The following is an 18913-nucleotide window of genomic DNA, read 5'->3' as shown; positions in this document are numbered from 1 at the left end:
GGGCGGGCTGTGTCATAGGACACGGCCCGCCCTCTCGGTTCATAACGTTTCGACAGACAATTGCCGCCAGTCGGCCACGGGGTGCGTTCGGTTGGTGCCGCTACGCGCACGACTTCCCCTATTTTTGCCGCAGGACGTTCTTTATGTCCGATTTACGTGGGGCATAAGGATCTTGGAATGGCTGATTCCAACTGTTTGGAACACGGCCGTTAACCGTGCTGGAATTCAACGAACTAGCTAGTAGCACCGCCGGAAGGTTGTTGGTCGAGTGAGGCGAAGCAACGCAAGCCCCGCGGTTGAACCCGCGCGCGGCAACTTCACCCCGCCGCCGCGAGCGGCCGCGTCGCCCGTCGACGTGCCCGTGGAGCCACCCGCACGCCCCGGGAGCACCAGCAGATTCTCGCCCCGCAACTGGCGGGTGCCGACCCGCCTGAACGCCATCCTGCTCGTGCCGGCCCTCGTGGGCCTGGTCATGGGCGGCTTCCAGGTGAAGGGCTCCGTCGACCAGTGGAACGAGGCCAAGGACGCCGAGCAGATAGCCCGGGTCGTCCAGGCGGCCTCGGAATACAGCCAGGCACTGCTCAACGAGCGTGACCTCACGGCCGAGCCCCTCCTGAACGGCCAGACCAACTCCGAGCAGGTCAGCAAGGCCTACGCGGTCACCACCGGGGCCAAGGAGAAGTTCGACAAGGCCGTCCAGGACATGCCCAAGAACCAGGGCCTGGAGCGACGCCTGAGCCTCTTCCGTGCGGAAGAGCCCAAACTCAAGGAAGTCCGCGAGAAGGCCTACCAGGCCGCCTTCGAGACCCCCAAGAAGAACCTCCCCACCGCGGGGGGCCCCATCCCGACCGAAGAGGGCTACGTCGGGGTAGAGCACTACCTCATGCAGTTCGCCAACGAGCTCGGTCTCGGCACCGGCAACGTGACCTCGTACGGCCGCATGGTCTACGCGGTCCAGCTGGCCAAGGCAGCGAACTCGCTGCAGCGCTCCGTCGGCACCCACCTGCTCGTCCGTCCCAGCACGGACGAGAACGTGCGCAAGGCCCAGCTCGTCGCCTTCTCCTCCTACGCGTACCTCGAGGAAATCGCCATCGGCGAGTACGTCGCGGCCGGTACCGAGGACGACGTGAACCGCCTCAAGGAGGTCATGGGCAAGAAGTCGGACGAGGGCAAGGCCAAGCTCGCCGACGCCAAGCACCAGGCCGAGGCGGCCGGCACCCGTTTCGTGCCGCCGCCCGCCCCCAACGGCAACCCGCTGCTCGGCATGACCGAGGCGATCGCCAGCGGCGAGAGCAGGAAGAAGCTCGCCGAGAACGGGACGAACCCCGTGTTCTGGCAGGCCGCCGCCACCGCCAAGTTCGACGGCTACGACGAGATCGAGAGGGAACTCCTCGACAAGGCCGTCAAGGATGCCGTCGCGGTCTCCGACGAGGCCCGTACCGACGCGATCGTCAACGGCGCCATCGTCGTCGTGGCCCTGCTCGCCGCCTTCATCATGGCCGGCCTCATGGCCCGCCAGATGGGCCGCGCGATGCGCCGCCTGCGCAGCTCGGCCTTCGACATCGCCGAGCAGCGCCTGCCGATGCTCGTCGACCAGCTCTCGCGCACCGATCCGGGCAAGGTCGACACCCGTGTCCACCCGATCCCCATCGACTCCCAGGACGAGATCGGCGAGGTCGCCCGCGCCTTCGACCAGGTCCACCGGGAAGCCGTACGGCTCGCCGCCGAGCAGGCGCTCCTGCGAGGGAACGTCAACGCGATCTTCACGAACCTCTCCATGCGCAACCAGTCGCTGATCGAGGGCCAGCTGACCCTCATCACCGAGCTGGAGAACAACGAGGCCGACCCGGACCAGCTGGAGAACCTCTTCCGCCTGGACCACCTGGCCACCCGCATGCGCCGCAACGGCGAGAACCTCCTCATCCTCGCGGGTGAGGAGCCGGGCCGCCGCTGGGACCAGCCGGTGCCCCTCGTCGACGTGCTGCGCGCCGCCTCCTCCGAGGTGGAGCAGTACGAGCGCATCGAGCTCTCGGGCGTCTCCGAGGCCGAGATCCACGGCCAGGCCGTGACCGACCTCGTGCACCTGCTCGCCGAGCTGCTGGAGAACGCCACCACGTTCTCCTCCCCGCAGACCAAGGTCCGCGTCAACGCGACCCGTCTTCCGGACGGCCGCGTGATGGTCGAGATCCACGACAAGGGCATCGGCCTCACCGCCGAGGACTTCGCGGACATCAACCACAAGCTGGCCAACCCGCCGACCGTGGACGCCGCGATCTCGCAGCGCATGGGTCTGTTCGTGGTCGGCCGGCTGGCGGACCGCCACAGCATCCGCGTCCAGCTGCGCCCCTCGGGCGAGGCGGCCGGCACCACCTCGCTGGTCATGCTCCCCGACGCCATCACCCACGGTGGCGGTGGCGAGGGCATGCCGGACGACGACTTCACGGTCTCCCAGATCATCCCGGAGCAGAAGACCCTGCAGGCCGCCCCGCTGCGCACCGCCGCCGAACTCGGTTTCGACGACTCGCGGTACGACCAGCAGGGCGCCGACGGCCTCCCGGCCGACCCGGTCGGCCGGTCCCTGGGACAGCAGGAGCGCCGAGCCGCGCTGGCGGCCCAGGTGGGCTACCCGCAGGATCAGCAGCAGTACGCCGACCAGCCTGCCCAGGAGTATCCGGAACCACAGCCGGAGCACGGGTACCAGGAGTACCAGGGCTACGAGCAGCAGTCCGGGCAGGCCTACGACACCTCCTACGAGGCTCAGCAGGCACAGCAGGGCTACGAGGCGTACCCGCAGCAGGACTACGGTTATACGGAAGACGGCTACCCGGACCAGCAGCCGGCCACTCAGGGCTACGACAATGGCTACGAAGCCCGGTCGGAGCAGGCCGAGTGGCCCGATCAGAACACGTATCCGGCTGCCTACCAGCAGGATTACGGGACTGAATCGGAATCCCAGGCCGTCCCCGAACCGGCCGCGGAACGCGTAGGCTTCGACCGTCCGGGAGCCGCTGCCGACACCGGTCACGCGATGACCGGAGCGGGCCTGCCGCGCCGCGGCAGCCAGCAGCAGTGGCAGCCGGCACAGCAGGAAGCGGAGTCCACCGGATCTCTCTTCGAACAGCGGTCGCCGCGTCAGCAGCAGCCCGCCGCTCCGGAGCAGGGGAAGGAAGGCGGCACCGACTGGCGCTCGGGTAACGACGAGCGCTGGCAGCAGGCCGCCAAACTCCGTGAGCCGAAGGCGGGCGGGGTCACCCCGTCCGGTCTCCCTCGGCGCGTGCCCAAGGCCAACCTGGTCGAGGGCGCAGCGGAGACGACCCCGCAGGGCGGCCCCCAGGTCTCCCGCGCCCCGGAGGACGTCCGCGGCAGGTTGAGCAACCTGCGGCGAGGTGTCCAGCAGGGACGCAACGCGGGTTCTGAGCAGTCAAGTAACAGCTATGACCAGGAGCGTTAGTGTGAGCCCGATGAGCCAGGCGGCACAGAACCTGAACTGGTTGATCACCAACTTCGTGGACAACACCCCAGGGGTGTCCCACACGGTGGTGGTCTCCGCCGACGGCCTTCTTCTGGCGATGTCCGACGGGTTTCCGCGCGACCGCGCCGATCAGCTGGCGGCCGTGGCCTCCGGTCTGACCTCGCTGACCGCCGGGGCCTCCCGCATCTTCGAGGGCGGCGCCGTCAACCAGACCGTGGTCGAGATGGACCGGGGATTCCTCTTCCTCATGTCCGTCTCGGACGGATCGTCCCTCGCGGTGCTCGCGCACCCCGAGTGCGACATCGGCCTCGTGGGCTACGAGATGGCCCTTCTGGTGGATCGCGCGGGCAGTGTCCTGACCCCGGACCTGCGCGCCGAACTGCAGGGAAGTCTTCTCAACTAGCAGACAGGCAGTGCGTTTCGCGCCATCGCACCATAGGGTGCGGTGGCGCGGTTCCACAGGGAGTACTGCGTACTTGGAGTCGGAGGAGGAAACGTGACAACACCCGGAGGACATCCTTATGGCGGCGCGCAGCAGCCGCAGGGTGGGCACGACCAGAACCGCTTCAACTTTCCCTCCGCTCCCAGCCGGCCCGTGCCGGAGCAGAACCCCTACCAGCAGCAGCCGTACGGACAGCCCCAGCAGCCCCAGCACCAGATGCCTCCGCAGCAGCCTCCGCGCGCCGCGCGGCAGCCGGCGCCGAAGGCCCACAACCCGCTGGTGCGCCCGTACGCGATGACCGGCGGCCGTACTCGGCCGCGCTACCAGCTCGCCATCGAGGCGCTGGTCAGTACCACGGCCGATCCCGCGCGCCTGCAAGGGCAGTTGCCCGAGCACCAGCGCATCTGCCGCCTGTGCCAGGAGATCAAATCCGTCGCGGAGATCTCGGCACTTCTCTCCATTCCTCTTGGTGTCGCCCGCATCCTCGTCGCCGACCTGGCGGAGGCGGGCCTTGTCGCCATTCACCAGCCCGGCGGCGACGAGTCTGCCGGTGGCCAGCCAGATGTGACACTGCTCGAAAGGGTGCTCAGTGGACTTCGCAAGCTCTAACGGCGGAGCGGCTCCTGCTCGCTCCACCACCTCCGCGAAGATCGTGGTGGCGGGCGGCTTCGGCGTGGGCAAGACCACGTTCGTCGGAGCCGTGTCCGAGATCAACCCGCTGCGCACCGAAGCCGTCATGACGTCCGCGAGCGCGGGTATCGACGACCTCACCCACACCGGTGACAAGACGACCACCACGGTCGCCATGGACTTCGGCCGCATCACCCTGGACCAGGACCTGATCCTGTACCTCTTCGGTACCCCGGGTCAGGACCGCTTCTGGTTCATGTGGGACGACCTGGTCCGCGGCGCCATCGGCGCCGTCGTGCTCGTCGACACGCGCCGCCTCGCCGACTGCTTCCCCGCGGTCGACTACTTCGAGAACAGCGGCCTGCCGTTCGTCGTGGCCCTCAACGGCTTCGACGGGAACCAGGCCTACACCCCGGAGGAAGTCCGCGAGGCCCTGCAGATCGGCCCGGACGCCCCCATCATCACGACGGACGCCCGCCACCGCGCGGACGCCAAGAGCGCGCTCATCACGCTCGTCGAGCACGCCCTCATGGCGCGTCTGCGGTAGCGGCAACGGTCGCAGCATCCGAAGGCCCCCGTGTCGTACGACGCGGGGGCCTTCGGCGTGTCCGGGCCCGGCCCCGTACGGGACGGCCCCCCGCATCCCGGACCGGGTACGCGCAAGGCCCCGCACCCAAGTGTTCGGGGTGCGGGGCCTTGCGCCGGGCTCGGGGACTCAGCCCTGCCAGCTGTGCGGGGCGCGGAAGCCCGGGGTACGCTCCAGGCGGCGCCAGCCGGCCTGGCGGGGCGTGGGGACCACGGTCTCCTCGGGGGTGGCGGCGGCGCGGGCGAGCAGGATCGCGGTGATCGCGGCCAGCTCCTCGGGCCGGGCATTGCCCTTCTCGACGCGCAGCAGGGTGTCAGTGGCGGTGGTCATGTGGTGGCAGGTCTCCTTCGCGGTTACTGCGGCGGGTTGCCGTGCTTGCGGGACGGCAGATCGGCGTGCTTGTTGCGGAGCATCGCGAGGGCGCTGACGAGGACCTCGCGGGTCTCGGCGGGGTCGATGACGTCGTCGACGAGGCCGCGCTCGGCCGCGTAGTACGGGTGCATCAGTTCGGCCTTGTACTCCTTGACCATGCGGACGCGCATGGCCTCGGGGTCCTCGGCGTCCGCGATCTGCTTGCGGAAGATGACGTTGGCCGCGCCCTCGGCGCCCATCACGGCGATCTCGTTGGTGGGCCAGGCGTAGGTGAGGTCGGCGCCGATGGACTGGGAGTCCATGACGATGTAGGCGCCGCCGTAGGCCTTGCGCAGGATCAGCGAGATCCGCGGGACGGTGGCGTTGCAGTACGCGTACAGCAGTTTGGCGCCGTGGCGGATGATGCCGCCGTGTTCCTGGTCGACGCCCGGCAGGAAGCCGGGGACGTCGAGCAGGGTGACGATGGGGATGTTGAAGGCGTCGCACATCTGGACGAAGCGTGCGGCCTTCTCGGAGGCCTCGATGTCCAGGACTCCGGCGAGGTGGCCGGGCTGGTTGGCGACGATGCCGACGACCTGGCCGTTCATGCGGGCCAGGGCGCAGATGATGTTGCGGGCCCAGCGCTCGTGGATCTCCAGGACGTCGCCCTCGTCGACGATCTCCTCGATGACCTTGAGCATGTCGTAGGGGCGGTTGCCGTCGGCGGGGACCAGGTCCAGGAGAACCTCGCTGCGGCGGTCCGCGGGGTCGCCGGTCTCGTGGACGGGCGGGTTCTCGCGGTTGTTGGAGGGCAGCATCGAGATGAGGTAGCGGACCTCGGAGATGCAGGTCTCCTCGTCGTCGTAGGCGAAGTGCGCGACGCCGGAGGTCTCGGCGTGCACGTCGGCGCCGCCGAGGCCGTTCTGGGTGATCTCCTCGCCGGTCACCGCGCGGACCACGTCCGGGCCGGTGATGAACATCTGCGAGGTGTCGCGGACCATGAACACGAAGTCCGTCAGGGCCGGGGAGTAGGCGGCGCCGCCGGCGCACGGGCCGAGCATGACGGAGATCTGCGGGATGACGCCCGAGGCCTTGGTGTTGCGCTGGAAGATGCCGCCGTAGCCGGCCAGCGCGGAGACGCCCTCCTGGATGCGGGCGCCGGCGCCGTCGTTCAGGGAGACCAGCGGGGCACCGGCCGCGATGGCCATGTCCATGATCTTGTGGATCTTCGTGGCGTGGGCCTCGCCCAGGGCGCCGCCGAAGATGCGGAAGTCGTGCGCGTAGACGAAGACCGTGCGGCCCTCGACCGTGCCCCAGCCGGTGATGACACCGTCGGTGTAGGGCTTCTTGGCCTCCAGGCCGAACCCGGTCGCCCGGTGGCGGCGGAGCTGTTCGACCTCCTTGAAGGAACCTTCGTCGAGGAGCAGCGCGATGCGCTCACGGGCGGTCAGCTTGCCCTTGGCGTGCTGGGTCTCGGTCGCGCGGTCACTGGGGCCGCGCCGCGCCTGCTCACGCAGGGAGTGCAGCTCGGCCACGCGCCCACGGGCGTCCGTCGGCTCGCTCGGGGTCTGGTCCACAACGGTCATGTACCGACCTTACGAAGATCGCGATGAAAAACCTCCGTTCATTCCGCACAGTCTCGGGAGTCTTCCGCTGTGTGGCCCGCACAGTACGACCGGAGGATGTAGGGACTCCGCCAGACGGGACCTTCGCCAGTTGTAGGACCTTCACAAAATGACCTGACACCCCGCCTAGATGTTGAAATTTAAACGGAATGCGTCTAGCGTCGTACTCGTTGAAATCGTTGAAGATTCAACAGATTCTTTCGACCGGGCAGAACGCCCAGACACTACCGAGGAGCAGGCCATGGGTCTCTTCACCCGCCGCAGCCAGATCACCGACCACCAGAACGGCGGCACCACCGTCACCACGCTGGACGTGGACCCGGCGCTCGCCGCCCTCACCGGCGACTACGTCATCGACGCCGCCCACAGCAGCATCGGCTTCACCGTCCGCCACGCCATGGTCACCAACGTCCGCGGCTCCTTCGCGGAGCACGAGGGCACCCTGCACCTGGACGGCGCCGACCCGGCCCGCTCCACGGCCGCCATCGACGTGAAGATCCCGTCGGTCAGCACCGGCATCGCCGACCGCGACGCCCACCTGCTGGGCAGCGACTTCTTCGACGCCGAGCTCTTCCCGCTGATGACCTTCCGCTCCACCGAGGCGCGCCAGCTGGGCGGGGACGCCTACCGCATCACCGGCGAGCTGACGATCAAGGACGTCACGCGGCCGCTCGCCATCGACCTAGAGTTCACGGGCTCCGCCAAGGACGTCTACGGCAACGAGCGCGTCGGTTTCGAGGGCTCCGCCGAGATCCTGCGCTCCGACTGGGGCCTGACCTGGAACGCCGCCCTGGAGGCCGGCGGTGTCATGGTGAGCGACAAGGTGAAGCTGACCTTCGACATCTCGGCCATCAAGCAGGCCTGACCGGCGGGATCCGGCGAACCCCGGGGGCGGCTAGATCCGTACTTCGCGGGTGGCTGAGTCAGGTGGAGTTGGTGTCTGGCCGTGTCCGGTCCGGGGGTGGCTGTGTTGATCCGGGTGTGACGAAGTCTTCCCGGTCCCCACGGCTGCGGACGGTGCGCCCGCGCATGGAATGTGTGGTCACCTCCGTGGTGGAGAAGCGTCTGGGCGCTCTGCCTGTCGCTGCCGAGTTTCTGCGCCGGCTTGATGTGGCCGGGACCGTCGACCGGCTGTGCCCGGGCCGCGACATCGCCCATGTGACGCACGGCCAGGTCATCGAGGTGCTGGTGGCCAACCGGCTGACCGCACCCGCACCCCTGTGGCGGGTGGACCGCTGGGCCCGGGAGTGGGCGGTGGAAGAAGTATTCGGAATTGAGGCGGAACTGCTCAACGACGACCGTCTGGGCCGGGCCCTGGACGCCATCGCCCCGCGGCTGAGAGAGCTCACCGACAGCATCGGGGCCCAGGCGATCGGCGAGTTCGGCATCGATGTGTCCACGTTCCACTGGGACATGACATCCATGTCGCTCTACGGCGCCTACCCGGCCGATGACCAGGACGAGGAGTATCCCCGCATCAGACACGGCCATCCCAAGGACCGCCGCTACGACCTCAAGCAGATCCAGACCGGCCTGGCGGTGACCGGCGACGGCGGTATCCCCCTGCTGTCCCGCGTCATCGACGGCGGAGCCGCGGAGATCTCCCAGATCACCGGCACCATGAACGCTCTGCGCGCGATGGCCGGACCGAAGAAGTTCCTGCTGATCGCCGACTCCAAGCTGATCTCATACGGCAACGTCACCGCCCTGATCGGGGCCGGGACCGATTTCATCGCCCCGGCCCCCGCTTCCAGGGTCGACGACGCCGTCTACGCCGCCCTCGACCTCGAGACGGCCACCGTCGTGGACTACACCCCCGCCCGCGACGAGAACACCCCCGCCGCAGCGCGTGAGACCTACCGGGTCCTGGAAGACATCCACCTTGTGACCGGGCCCCGCAAGAGCGATCCCCCGCTCCAGGTACGCCGGATCCTGGTGCACTCCACCGGCAACGCCAAAGGCCAGCAGCGGGCCCGCGAGAAACGCCTGGCCAAGGCCCGCGAAGACCTCGACAAGCTCCAGCACTCTGCCGGCGGCCGCTACTACAGCACCGCAGAGAAGATCGCCGCACGCCTCGGCGTGATCACCCGCACCCGCCGGGTCTCCGGCTGCCTGCACACCGAGATCACCACCGACGAAACCGGACGGCCCGCCCTGTCCTGGCACTTCGATCAGGACGTGCTCCAGGCCGAAGCCGCCGTCGACGGCTGGTACGCGCTGCTGACCACCCTCACCCCCGAACAGGCCGATCCCGGCGAAGTACTACGCCGCCACAAAGGCCAGGGCACCGTCGAGCGCCGATACAGCGACTTCAAGGGCCCCCTGGCCGTCACCCCTGTCTTCGTGCAGGACAACAAACGCGTCGCCGCACTGATCACAGTGATCTGCCTGGCCCTGCTGCTGTTCTGCCTGATCGAACGCCAGGTCCGCCGAGCCCTCGGCGGCGACCAGAAGATGCAGGGGCTCTACCCCGGCAACCAGAGGGTGCGGCCCACCGGCCGGATGATCCTCTACCACCTGTCCGACCTGCGGCTACGGGTCGGCAGCGCCACCGACCCACCCGTCATCGCCATCACCCGGGGCATCCAGCTCCACCTCCTCGACCTCCTCGGCCTGGAACCCACACATCCCCGCTGGCCAGAGACCTGAACGAACTACCCGCGAAGTACAGAGCTAGAAGCCGCCCCCGCCGTCGAAGCCTCCGCCCCCGTCGAAGCCGCCACCGCCGCCGAAGTCCCCGCCGCCGAAGTCGGACGGGTTGAAGTCGGCCCCGGAGACGTCCCCGCCGTCGAAGCCGCCGCCGAGGTCCGAGGCGTAGGCGGGGCTGGACATCATCGAACCGAGCATCGTGCCCACGAGCAGACCGGGCAGGATGCCGCCGCCGAAGTAGCCGCCGGCCCAGGGACCGTACGCCGGGCCGGCGTCGTAGTACGGCCGCGGACCGTGCTCGGTGTCGACCGTGCGGACCGCCGGGTCCAGGCCGTCGCGCAGCCGCACGGCGTCCGCCGTGCAGACGGGCACGGTACGGGCCTCCCCGCCGGCCGGAGCCCAGGTGGCGTCCTCGGTGCTCGGCCCGTGCCGGGGGTCGAAGAAGCAGGGCGACCGGCGCTCGGGCACCGGCTTCCCCTGCCGGCGCGCGTCCAGGCAGGCCAGGGCGTACCGGCCGTCCTCCAGGGCCTGGGTGACGCCCTTGACCTCTTCCGGGTACCGCACCGAACCCATGATCTGCTTGGCCTTGTCGTACGAGTCGAGCCCCTGCTCGAAGTCCTTGCGCATGGCGTCGTCGGCGCCGGGCTCGCCGGGGTGGAAGTCGAGCCGGTCCAGCTCCTCGCCGAAGGCCGTGATGTCCTCGTCGACGACCACGCCGAGGCGCTCCAAGGCCGCGCGCCGGGCCTCTTCCTTCTTCTTCCGGTTGCGGCGGACCAGCGCGTACGCGCCACCGCCGCCGATGGCGGCCACCGCGCCGAGGGTGATCAGCCCGCCGACGGGGACGCCGGCGTCACTGCCCGTGGTGCCCCAGGAGGCCGGGGCGCTGCCCTTGGCCTGGCTCAGGGCCTGGTCGACGAAGTTGTCGAGTTGGGTGGCCGCGTCGGGCGTGCCCACTTTCACCGCGTCGGTGAGGTTGCGTACGGCGTTGGCCGGCATGACCGCCCGGTCGGCGCGGGCGCTGAAGCCGTCGCCGAGCCGGATCGCGTAGAGCCCGGTGATACCGGTCTCGGCCCTGACGGCGCCGAACACCTTGGCGGCGGGGAACTCGTCCGTCGCGGGCAGCACGGCGACGAACACCGGCTTCCCCGCGTCCTTGATCTTCTTCCCGAGCGCGTCGGCCTCGGCCTGCGGCAGCTGCGCCTGCATCCGGGGGTCCACGTAGACGGGCCCGTTCTTGAGGGCCTCCCCCACGGCGGCGACCCCGGTCGCCGCCGACGCCTGCGGGGCGACCACGAGCGCGGTCCCCGACAGGGCCAGCAGCAGACCGGCCAGCACTGATCCAAAACGTACGGATATAAGCCTGGTCCTCATACGGATGACGCTACCCGAACCGGACCTTTCATGTGTGAGTAGGGCATAAGGGCTCGCGACTACTCGGCGGGTTCGACGCCCGCGTGCAGGAGGCCGTACGTGAACGCGTCCTCCAGGGCCTGCCAGGAAGCGGCGATCACGTTCGGGGCGACGCCGACCGTGGACCACTCGCGGACGCCGTCCGTCGTGGCGATCAGCACGCGGGTCGTGGACTCCGTGCCGTGCGTGCCCTCCAGGATGCGGACCTTGTAGTCGACCAGCTCGAACTTGGCCAGCTGCGGGTAGAACCGCTCCAGCGCCACCCGCAGCGCCCGGTCCAGCGCGTTGACCGGGCCGTTGCCCTCGGCCGTCGCGACGATCCGCTCTCCCTTGGCCCACAGCTTGACCGTGGCCTCGTTGGCGTGGGTGCCGTCCGGCCGGTCCTCGACGATCGCCCGCCAGGACTCGATGCGGAAGTACTTGCGGGACCGGCCCTCGGCCTCGGCGCGCAGCAGCAGCTCGAAGGAGGCGTCGGCGGCCTCGTACGTGTAGCCCTTGAGCTCCCGCTCCTTGACCCGCTCCACGACCCGGGAGATCAGCGCGCGGTCTCCGTTCAGCTCGACGCCGAGCTCCTTGCCCTTGAGCTCGATGGAGGCGCGGCCGGCCATGTCGGAGACCAGCATCCGCATGGTGTTGCCGACCCGCTCGGGGTCGATGTGCTGGTAGAGGTCCGGGTCGACCTTGATGGCCGAGGCGTGCAGGCCCGCCTTGTGCGCGAAGGCGGAGACGCCGACGTACGGCTGGTGCGTGGACGGGGTGAGGTTCACGACCTCGGCGATGGCGTGCGAGATGCGGGTCATCTCGGCGAGCGCGCCCTCGGGGAGCACCTTGCGCCCGTACTTGATCTCGAGGGCGGCGACGACGGGGAAGAGGTTCGCGTTGCCGACGCGCTCGCCGTAGCCGTTGGCCGTGCACTGGACGTGCGTGGCGCCCGCGTCGACGGCGGCCAGGGTGTTGGCGACGGCGCAGCCGGTGTCGTCCTGGGCGTGGATGCCCAGGCGGGCGCCGGTGTCGGCGAGGACGGTGGCGACGGTGGCCGTCACCTGGGCGGGCAGCATGCCGCCGTTGGTGTCGCAGAGGATGACGACGTCGGCGCCGGCCTCGTGGGCGGTGCGGACGACGGCCTTGGCGTACGCGGCGTTGGCCCGGTAGCCGTCGAAGAAGTGCTCGCAGTCGACGAAGACGCGGCGCCCCCGGCCGACCAGGTGGGAGACGGTGTCGCGGACCATCTCCAGGTTCTCGTCCAGGGTGGTGCGCAGGGCGAGTTCGACGTGGCGGTCGTGGGACTTGGCGACGAGCGTGATCACGGGGGCACCGGACTCCAGCAGGGCCCGCACCTGCGGGTCCGTGGCGGCCGTGCCGCCCGCCCGCCGGGTGGCGCCGAAGGCGACCAGCTGGGCGTTCTTGAAGTCGATCTCGGCGCGTGCACGGGCGAAGAACTCGGTGTCACGGGGGTTGGCGCCGGGCCAGCCGCCCTCGATGAAGCCCACTCCGAAGTCGTCCAGATGCCGGGCGATCGTCAGCTTGTCGGCGACCGTGAGGTTGATGCCCTCGCGCTGCGCGCCGTCGCGCAGGGTGGTGTCGAAGACGTGGAAGCCGTCGTCCAGGCCCCCTGAGCGCACGGTTGCCGCCTCTGGTGTCGTCGTCATGCTGATCTGGCTCCTGTCGGATGAGTGGTTCCGGATGCCCGCCAAGGGGGCAGGCCGCCGTCACTGCCCCCATCATCGCGCGCGGTCCGGTCCCGGCTCGGATGGTCCGGGAAACGAAAAAACCTCTCGCGGGTAGCGAGAGGTCTGCGCGCGGGTCCGAGGCACGGTGGCCGCTTCCGCGAAGTTCTTCCGCGGTTCAGCGGCCACTGGGGACCGGCGCGCTGCTGGCGATAATCATGAGCTGAGCAGGCACGCTGGCAGTGTGCCACAACGCTCGCCGCGGATGGACAGGGATCTCAGCATGCGGGCAGCGGGCCCGCGCGCCGAACGCTGGCCGGGCTAGTTCTGCGGGGTGAGTGCCTCCGTGAGGAACTCGCGGACGTGGTCGAGGATCTCCTGCCGGTCCACCGTCGGCAGACCCACCGCCAGCTGGATGCTGAATCCGTCGAGCAGGGCCCTGATGCGGGTCGCCACGCGCTCGGCGTCCACCGGTCGGAACTCCCCGCGCGAGATGCCCTCGGCGAGCAGTGCCACCAGGTCGCGGTGCCAGGCGCCCTCGATGGCCGCCTGCCGCTCGCGCTCCTGGGGGCCGGCGTTCTGGGAGCGGTTCCAGACCTCCAGCCACAGCGTCCAGTGCGGGTCGCGGGCCTGCGTGGGCACGTACAGGTCGACGTACGCGCGCAGGCGCTCGGCGACGGGACCGCGGCGGGAGAGCAGGGCCCGCCGCTCGCTGCCCAGTGCCGCCTCGCTCCACTCCAGGGTCTGCAGCAGGAGCTCGTCCTTGCTGCGGAAGTAGTAGAGGAGGTGGCCGCTGCTCATGCCGACCTCGCGGCCCAGACCGGCCATGGTCAGGCCTTCCAGGCCGCGCTCGGCGATCGTGGCCATGGCGGCGACGAGTACGTCCTCGCGCGGGGGCGCGTTCTTGCGCGCCGCCCGTACCGGTACTCCACCCGCCACCATGGGCCCACTCCTCGTCCGTTTCCCGAAGGTCAGACCTTCGGCTGCTGCTGGGTGATGCAGTGGATACCGCCACCCCCGGCGAAAATCGTACGTGCGTCAACGAGTGTCACGCTCCGCTCGGGGAACAGTCCGCGGAAGATCTCCGCCGCCTCCTCGTCGCGCGGGTCGTCGAAGGAGCACAGGACCACGCCGCCGTTGCACAGGTAGTGGTTGATGTAGGAGTAGTCCACCCACTCCCCGTCCTCCTCCAGCACGGTCGGCGCGGGGATCTCCACGACCTCCAGCTGCCGGCCCCGCGCGTCGGTGGAGGCGCGCAGGATGGCGGCGATGGTCTTGCAGCGCTCGTGGTCCGGGTGGGCCGGGTCGGGCTGGGTGTGCACCATGACGACGCCGGGGCGGGCGAAGGCGGCGACGATGTCGACGTGGCCCTGGGTGCCGTAGGTGCCGTAGTCGCCGGCCAGGCCGTACGGCAGCCAGATCGCCTTGGTGGTGCCGAGGTGGGCGTGGATCTCGGCCTCGACCTGCTGGCGGGTCCAGCCGGGGTTGCGGCCCTCGCCCAGCTGCACGGTGTCGGTGAGGAGCACGGTGCCCTCGCCGTCGACGTGGATGGCGCCGCCCTCGTTGACGAGCGCGGTGCTGTACGTACGGGTGCCGGCCACGTCCGAGACGTGCCGGGCGATCTTCGAGTCGTGGTCCCAGCGGGCCCACTCCTGGGCGCCCCAGCCGTTGAAGGTCCAGTCGACGGCCGCGATCTCGCCGGCGTCGTTGGTGACGAAGGTCGGGCCGATGTCGCGCATCCAGGCGTCGTCGAGCTCCTGCTCGACCAGCTGTACGTCGCCGCCGACGACCGCGCGGGCACTCTCGGCGTCGCCGGGCGAGACGACCAGGGTCACGGGCTCGTACGAACGGACCGCGCGGGCGACGGCGCCCCAGGCCTCGCGGGCCTCGGCGAGCTCCTGCTCGTTGGTGAAGGTGGGGTTGGGGCTGGGCCAGGCCATCCAGGTGCGCTCGTGGGGGGTCCACTCGGCGGGCATCCTGAAGCCGTCGTTCACGGGCTTGGCGGGCTGTGCAGTCATGGCAGGGGTCCTCACAGGCTTACAAGAAGTACAGGCGGTTGAGGGAGACCGACTCGGCGGCTTCCGAGCGCAGCGGTTCCCCGTCGAGGGAGACGAGTCCGCTGCGCGCGTCCACATCGACCGCGCCCACCCGGGAGTTGAGGAGCAGGTCCTTGGGGCCGATGCCGCGGGTGCCGCGGACGGCGACCCGGCGCCGGCGGGTCGGCATCTCGTCGGAGCCGAGCGCGGCGGCCGCGGCGGAGACGAAGGCGACGGAGATGTCGGCCGCGGTGGCCCCGTACGAGCCGAACTGCGGGCCGAGCACCAGCGGTTCGCAGGTGTCGGTGGCGGCGTTGGGGTCGCCGGTGACTCCGTACGCGGGGAAGCCCGACTTGAGGACGAGCTGGGGCTTGGCGCCGAAGAACGGGGGGCGCCACAGCACGATGTCGGCGAGCTTGCCGACCTCGATGGAGCCGATCTCGTGGGCCAGACCGTGGGCGATGGCCGGGTTGATGGTCAGCTTGGCCATATAGCGCAGCACGCGGGCGTTGTCGTCGCCCTCGCCGTCACCGGCGAGCGGGCCGAGCTCGCCCTTCATCTTGGCGGCCATGGCGAAGGTGCGGCGGATGGTCTCCCCCGCCCGGCCCATGCCCTGCGCGTCGGAGGAGGTGATGCCGATCGCCCCGAGGTCGTGGAGCACGTCCTCCGCGCCCATCGTGCCGGCGCGGATCCGGTCACGGGCCATGGCCGCGTCACCCGGCAGGTCCGGCTTGAGGTCGTGGACGGAGACGATCATGCCGTAGTGCTCGGCCACCGCGTCCCGGCCGAAGGGCAGCGTCGGGTTCGTGGAGGAGCCGATGACGTTCGCCACGCCCGCCATCTTCAGCACGTTGGGAACGTGCCCGCCGCCGCAGCCCTCGATGTGGAAGGCGTGGATGGTCCGGCCGTCCAGCACGCGCAGGGTGTCCTCGACGGAGAGGCACTCGTTGAGGCCGTCCGAGTGCAGGGCGACCTGCACGTCGTGCTCCTCGGCCACCCGCAGGGCGGTGTCCAGGGCACGGGTGTGCGCACCCATGTCCTCGTGGACCTTGAAACCGGACGCCCCGCCCTCGGCCAGCGCCTCCACCAGCGGAGCCGCGTCCGAGGAAGAACCCCGGGCCAGGAAACCGATGTTGACGGGCCAGGCGTCGAAGGCGTTGAAGGCGTGCTTCAGCGCCCAGGGCGAGTTGACACCGACACCCCAGACCGGGCCGAACTCCTGGCCGATGACCGTGGTCACGCCCGCGGCGAGGGACGCCTCCATGATCCGCGGGGAAAGCAGGTGGACATGCGTGTCCACGGCGCCGGCGGTCGCGATCAGGCCCTCGCCGGAGACGATCGACGTGCCGGTGCCGACGACGACGTCCACGCCGTCGAGGGTGTCGGGGTTGCCGGCCCGGCCGATCGCGTGGATCCGGCCCTCACGAATACCGATCGACACCTTGCGGATGCCCAGAACGGCATCGATCACCAGGACATTGCTGATCACCACGTCACAGGTCTCGCGGACCGCGGCCGCCTTCAGGTGCAGACCGTCACGGGCCGTCTTCCCGAAACCGGCCAGGAACTCGTCACCGGGCTTCTGCGCATCGGACTCCACCCGGACGGTCAGCCCGGAGTCGCCGAGCCGGACCCGGTCCCCGGCCCGGGGGCCGAAGACGGAGGCGTACTCGTGCGGGTCGATGTGCCGGCTGCCCGGCGCACAGTGGTCGCCGTGCCGGGTCGGTCTGCTCACGCCTGTGCTCCTTCGCTACCGGTTTCGGCTACTCCGAGGTAGCCGCAGGCCGCCGCGCGCCGCAGGGCCTCGTCCTTGGCGCCGGGGGCGTCCAGCGGGCCGTCGACCAGGCCGGCGAAGCCGATCGCGATGCGGTCGCCGCCGATGGGGACGAGGCCGACCTCGCCCTCGCCGTGCGGGTCGAACCGTACGGAGGAGCCCGCCGGCACGCACAGCCGCATCCCGTAGGCCGCGGCGCGGTCGAAGTCGAGGCGCGGATTGGCCTCGAAGAAGTGGAAGTGGGAGGTGACGCTCACCGGCACGGCGGCGGTGTTGCGCACGCGCAGGTGCACCACCGGCTCCGGCTGGGGGACGCCGGGGCCGGGGACGACCGCGCCCGGGGCGTCGTCGCCGAGCGGCTGCGCGCCCCGGATGGGCGACGAGACCACCGCGAGGCGGGATCCGTCGTCGAAGACGGCCTCCACGTGCACCTCGGTGACCACGTCGGCGACGCCCGGCAGGACGTCGCCGGGACCCAGCACACTGCGGGCCTCCTCGATGGCCTCCGCGAGCCGCTTGCCGTCGCGCGCGGCCTCGCAGACCGTGTCCGCGATCAGCGCGGTGGCCTCCGGGACGTTGAGTTTCAGGCCACGGGCCCGACGGGCCCTGGCCAGTTCCGCTGCGCTGCGGAGCAGCAGCCGGTCGCGCTCCGTAGGGGTCAGCCGCACGCCGATCCACCACCTCTTGAGTCGATGGGTTAGAGCATCACTCTAACTCTTCATTTCGCTGTAGGGAATCATTGACCTGGGACACGGGCTTGGGTCACATTGAGTGTCGCTCAAACAAATGCGAACCACCCCCCGCCCTGCCAAGGGAGTCCCCCCATGCCCATCGAACAGCGCGGAGTCGACACCATCCCGGAGGAGGAGCGGACGAGCGGTCCCCGTGACCTGATCTCGATCCTCCTCGGCTCCAACCTCTGCCTCGGTGTGATCGTCTTCGGCTGGCTGCCCCCGTCCTTCGGACTGGGCCTGTGGCCCTCGGTCACCGCCATCGTGACCGGCACGCTCATCGGTATCGCCTTCACCGCGCCGCTGGCGCTCGTCTCCCTGCGCACCGCGACCAACCTCTCCACCTCCAGCGGCGCCCAGTTCGGTGTCCGCGGCCGCCTCGTCGGCTCGGTGGTGGGCCTGCTGCTCTCGCTCGGCTACACGGCGCTGACCCTGTGGATCGGCGGCGACGTGATGGTGGGCACCCTCTCGCGGCTCACCGGGCTGCCGGACACCGGAGTCTCCCGCGCGGCGATGTACGGCGTGCTCGCCGCCTGTACCGTCGTCGGGGCCGTCTTCGGCTACCGGCTGCTGCTGCGCCTGAGCAAGGTGCTCTCCATCGGCATGGTGGTCCTGCTGGCCGTCGGCTTCTTCGCCTACGCCCCCGACTTCACCACCGCCGCCCCGCCCGAGACCCCGTACCTGCTCGGCTCCTTCTGGCCGACGTGGCTGCTGGCCGCCGTCGCCGCCGGGCTCAGCGGGCCCGTCGCCTTCATCACCCTGCTCGGCGACTACACCCGCTACATCTCCCCGCGCCGGCACGGGTCCCGCAAGGTGCTCTGGGCCACCGCGTTCGGCCTGCTCATCGGCCTTCTGATACCGCAGCTCTTCGGTACCTACACCGCCCTGGCCGCCAGGGCGGGGCTGGACTACGCCGGCCCGCTCGTCGAGAGCGCCCCGTTCTGGTACCTGGTCCCGCTGCTGGTCGCCGCCGCGGCCGGTTCGGTGGGCAATGCCGGGCTGATGCTCTACTCCATGGGCCTGGACCTCGACGCGATCGTCCCCAAGGCCACCCGCACCACCGCCACCCTGGTCGCCGCGGCCGTCGCCACCGCCTTCGTCTTCTTCGGCTCCTTCGAGTGGGACGTGCAGTCCGCGATGACCTCCTTCGTGCTGCTGCTGACCGCGATCGGCACCCCGTGGGCCGTCATCACCCTCATCGGGTACGTGCGCTGCCGGGGGGTCTACGACCCCGATGCCCTCCAGGTGTTCAACCGTCGGGCCCGTGGCGGCGTCTACTGGTACAGCGGTGGCTGGAACCTCCGCGCCACCGCCTCCTGGGCGGCCGGCGCGGCCGTGGGACTGGCCGCCGTGTCGACCCCGGTGCACGAGGGCCCGCTGCTGGCCCTCACCAGCGGGGTGGACTGCAGTTTCATCCTGTCGGGGCTGGTCGGCGGCGTGGTGTACACCGCGCTGACGGTCCGGCCGCAGGCGGCACCGGCCGCCGATCCGGCGGGGCAGATGGCAGTGGCGGCCGACTAGCAAGGGGCCGTCGCGAACG

At 70.1% G+C, this 18913-nt stretch carries 15 protein-coding genes; 7 read left to right on the top strand and 8 right to left on the bottom strand.

Annotated elements, in window-relative coordinates:
* Window positions 1-268: 268 nt before the first annotated feature.
* From OG332_RS31445 to OG332_RS31430, 4 genes are all read left to right on the top strand, one after another.
* Entirely contained in the window at window positions 269-3451 is a 3183-nt protein-coding gene (locus tag OG332_RS31445) for a sensor histidine kinase (RefSeq protein ID WP_327416623.1), read from the top strand.
* 10 nt (window positions 3452-3461) lie between these two features.
* Window positions 3462-3875 (top strand): roadblock/LC7 domain-containing protein, encoded by a 414-nt coding sequence (locus tag OG332_RS31440; protein ID WP_030037347.1) that lies wholly within the window; start codon window positions 3462-3464, stop codon window positions 3873-3875.
* Window positions 3876-3968: 93 nt separating this feature from the next.
* Window positions 3969-4523 carry a DUF742 domain-containing protein gene (locus tag OG332_RS31435; RefSeq protein WP_319722193.1) on the top strand — a complete coding sequence of 185 codons (555 nt, stop codon included), beginning with the start codon at window positions 3969-3971 and terminating at the stop codon, window positions 4521-4523.
* Window positions 4504-5091: a GTP-binding protein gene (locus OG332_RS31430; RefSeq protein WP_215149809.1), complete on the top strand. Its 588-nt coding sequence runs from the start codon at window positions 4504-4506 to the stop codon at window positions 5089-5091. The genes OG332_RS31435 and OG332_RS31430 overlap by 20 nt, the downstream gene beginning before the upstream one ends.
* Before the next feature lie 168 nt (window positions 5092-5259).
* Here the strand turns inward: OG332_RS31430 and OG332_RS31425 are convergent, their stop codons facing one another.
* Window positions 5260-5460: an acyl-CoA carboxylase subunit epsilon gene (locus OG332_RS31425; protein WP_327416622.1), complete on the bottom strand. Its 201-nt coding sequence runs from the start codon at window positions 5458-5460 to the stop codon at window positions 5260-5262.
* Between the two features lie 23 nt (window positions 5461-5483).
* Window positions 5484-7067 (bottom strand): acyl-CoA carboxylase subunit beta, encoded by a 1584-nt coding sequence (locus OG332_RS31420; protein WP_327416621.1) that lies wholly within the window; start codon window positions 7065-7067, stop codon window positions 5484-5486.
* 280 nt (window positions 7068-7347) lie between these two features.
* On the opposite strand from OG332_RS31420, the gene OG332_RS31415 reads away from it, so the two are divergent.
* Entirely contained in the window at window positions 7348-7971 is a 624-nt protein-coding gene (locus OG332_RS31415; RefSeq protein ID WP_327416620.1) for a YceI family protein, read from the top strand.
* 164 nt (window positions 7972-8135) lie between these two features.
* Entirely contained in the window at window positions 8136-9755 is a 1620-nt protein-coding gene (locus OG332_RS31410; RefSeq protein ID WP_327414171.1) for an IS1634 family transposase, read from the top strand.
* Window positions 9756-9779: 24 nt separating this feature from the next.
* On the opposite strand, the gene OG332_RS31405 is transcribed toward OG332_RS31410, so the two are convergent.
* From OG332_RS31405 to ureA, 6 genes are all read right to left on the bottom strand, one after another.
* The gene (locus OG332_RS31405) at window positions 9780-11126 is read right to left on the bottom strand and encodes a hypothetical protein (RefSeq protein WP_327416619.1); all 1347 of its coding nucleotides are present in this window, start codon (window positions 11124-11126) and stop codon (window positions 9780-9782) included.
* A 59-nt stretch (window positions 11127-11185) separates the two neighbouring features.
* Window positions 11186-12814 carry a citramalate synthase gene (cimA, locus tag OG332_RS31400; protein WP_327416618.1) on the bottom strand — a complete coding sequence of 543 codons (1629 nt, stop codon included), beginning with the start codon at window positions 12812-12814 and terminating at the stop codon, window positions 11186-11188.
* 339 nt (window positions 12815-13153) lie between these two features.
* Window positions 13154-13774 (bottom strand): TetR/AcrR family transcriptional regulator, encoded by a 621-nt coding sequence (locus OG332_RS31395; RefSeq protein ID WP_327416617.1) that lies wholly within the window; start codon window positions 13772-13774, stop codon window positions 13154-13156.
* A gap of 29 nt (window positions 13775-13803) precedes the next feature.
* Window positions 13804-14850 carry an agmatine deiminase family protein gene (locus tag OG332_RS31390; RefSeq protein ID WP_327416616.1) on the bottom strand — a complete coding sequence of 349 codons (1047 nt, stop codon included), beginning with the start codon at window positions 14848-14850 and terminating at the stop codon, window positions 13804-13806.
* A 19-nt stretch (window positions 14851-14869) separates the two neighbouring features.
* The gene (locus OG332_RS31385; protein ID WP_327416615.1) at window positions 14870-16603 is read right to left on the bottom strand and encodes an urease subunit alpha; all 1734 of its coding nucleotides are present in this window, start codon (window positions 16601-16603) and stop codon (window positions 14870-14872) included.
* Window positions 16600-17310, bottom strand: coding sequence for an urease subunit gamma (ureA, locus tag OG332_RS31380; RefSeq protein WP_327416614.1), 711 nt, complete (start codon window positions 17308-17310; stop codon window positions 16600-16602). The genes OG332_RS31385 and ureA overlap by 4 nt, the downstream gene beginning before the upstream one ends.
* Window positions 17311-17466: 156 nt before the next feature.
* Between ureA and OG332_RS31375 the strand changes: the two genes are divergently transcribed.
* On the top strand, window positions 17467-18894 hold the full coding sequence (locus OG332_RS31375) for a cytosine permease (RefSeq protein WP_327416613.1): 1428 nt from the start codon (window positions 17467-17469) through the stop codon (window positions 18892-18894).
* The last annotated feature ends 19 nt before the right edge of the window (window positions 18895-18913 follow it).

The organism is Streptomyces sp. NBC_01233, assembly GCF_035989305.1.
In the GTDB taxonomy this organism is placed as follows: domain Bacteria; phylum Actinomycetota; class Actinomycetes; order Streptomycetales; family Streptomycetaceae; genus Streptomyces.
The sequence above is the reverse complement of the archived record's forward strand: the minus strand, read 5'-3'. Positions and strand labels throughout refer to the sequence as shown.

What these genes read in the sequence shown, in the direction of transcription:
- OG332_RS31395 (WP_327416617.1), bottom strand. Translation starts at nt 13,774, where the DNA reads ATGGTGGCGGGTGGAGTACCGGTACGGGCGGCGCGCAAGAACGCGCCC.
- OG332_RS31405 (WP_327416619.1), bottom strand. Translation starts at nt 11,126, where the DNA reads ATGAGGACCAGGCTTATATCCGTACGTTTTGGATCAGTGCTGGCCGGT.
- OG332_RS31420 (WP_327416621.1), bottom strand. Translation starts at nt 7,067, where the DNA reads ATGACCGTTGTGGACCAGACCCCGAGCGAGCCGACGGACGCCCGTGGG.
- OG332_RS31390 (WP_327416616.1), bottom strand. Translation starts at nt 14,850, where the DNA reads ATGACTGCACAGCCCGCCAAGCCCGTGAACGACGGCTTCAGGATGCCC.
- OG332_RS31375 (WP_327416613.1), top strand. Translation starts at nt 17,467, where the DNA reads ATGCCCATCGAACAGCGCGGAGTCGACACCATCCCGGAGGAGGAGCGG.
- OG332_RS31415 (WP_327416620.1), top strand. Translation starts at nt 7,348, where the DNA reads ATGGGTCTCTTCACCCGCCGCAGCCAGATCACCGACCACCAGAACGGC.
- OG332_RS31425 (WP_327416622.1), bottom strand. Translation starts at nt 5,460, where the DNA reads ATGACCACCGCCACTGACACCCTGCTGCGCGTCGAGAAGGGCAATGCC.
- cimA (WP_327416618.1), bottom strand. Translation starts at nt 12,814, where the DNA reads ATGACGACGACACCAGAGGCGGCAACCGTGCGCTCAGGGGGCCTGGAC.
- OG332_RS31410 (WP_327414171.1), top strand. Translation starts at nt 8,136, where the DNA reads ATGGAATGTGTGGTCACCTCCGTGGTGGAGAAGCGTCTGGGCGCTCTG.
- OG332_RS31440 (WP_030037347.1), top strand. Translation starts at nt 3,462, where the DNA reads ATGAGCCAGGCGGCACAGAACCTGAACTGGTTGATCACCAACTTCGTG.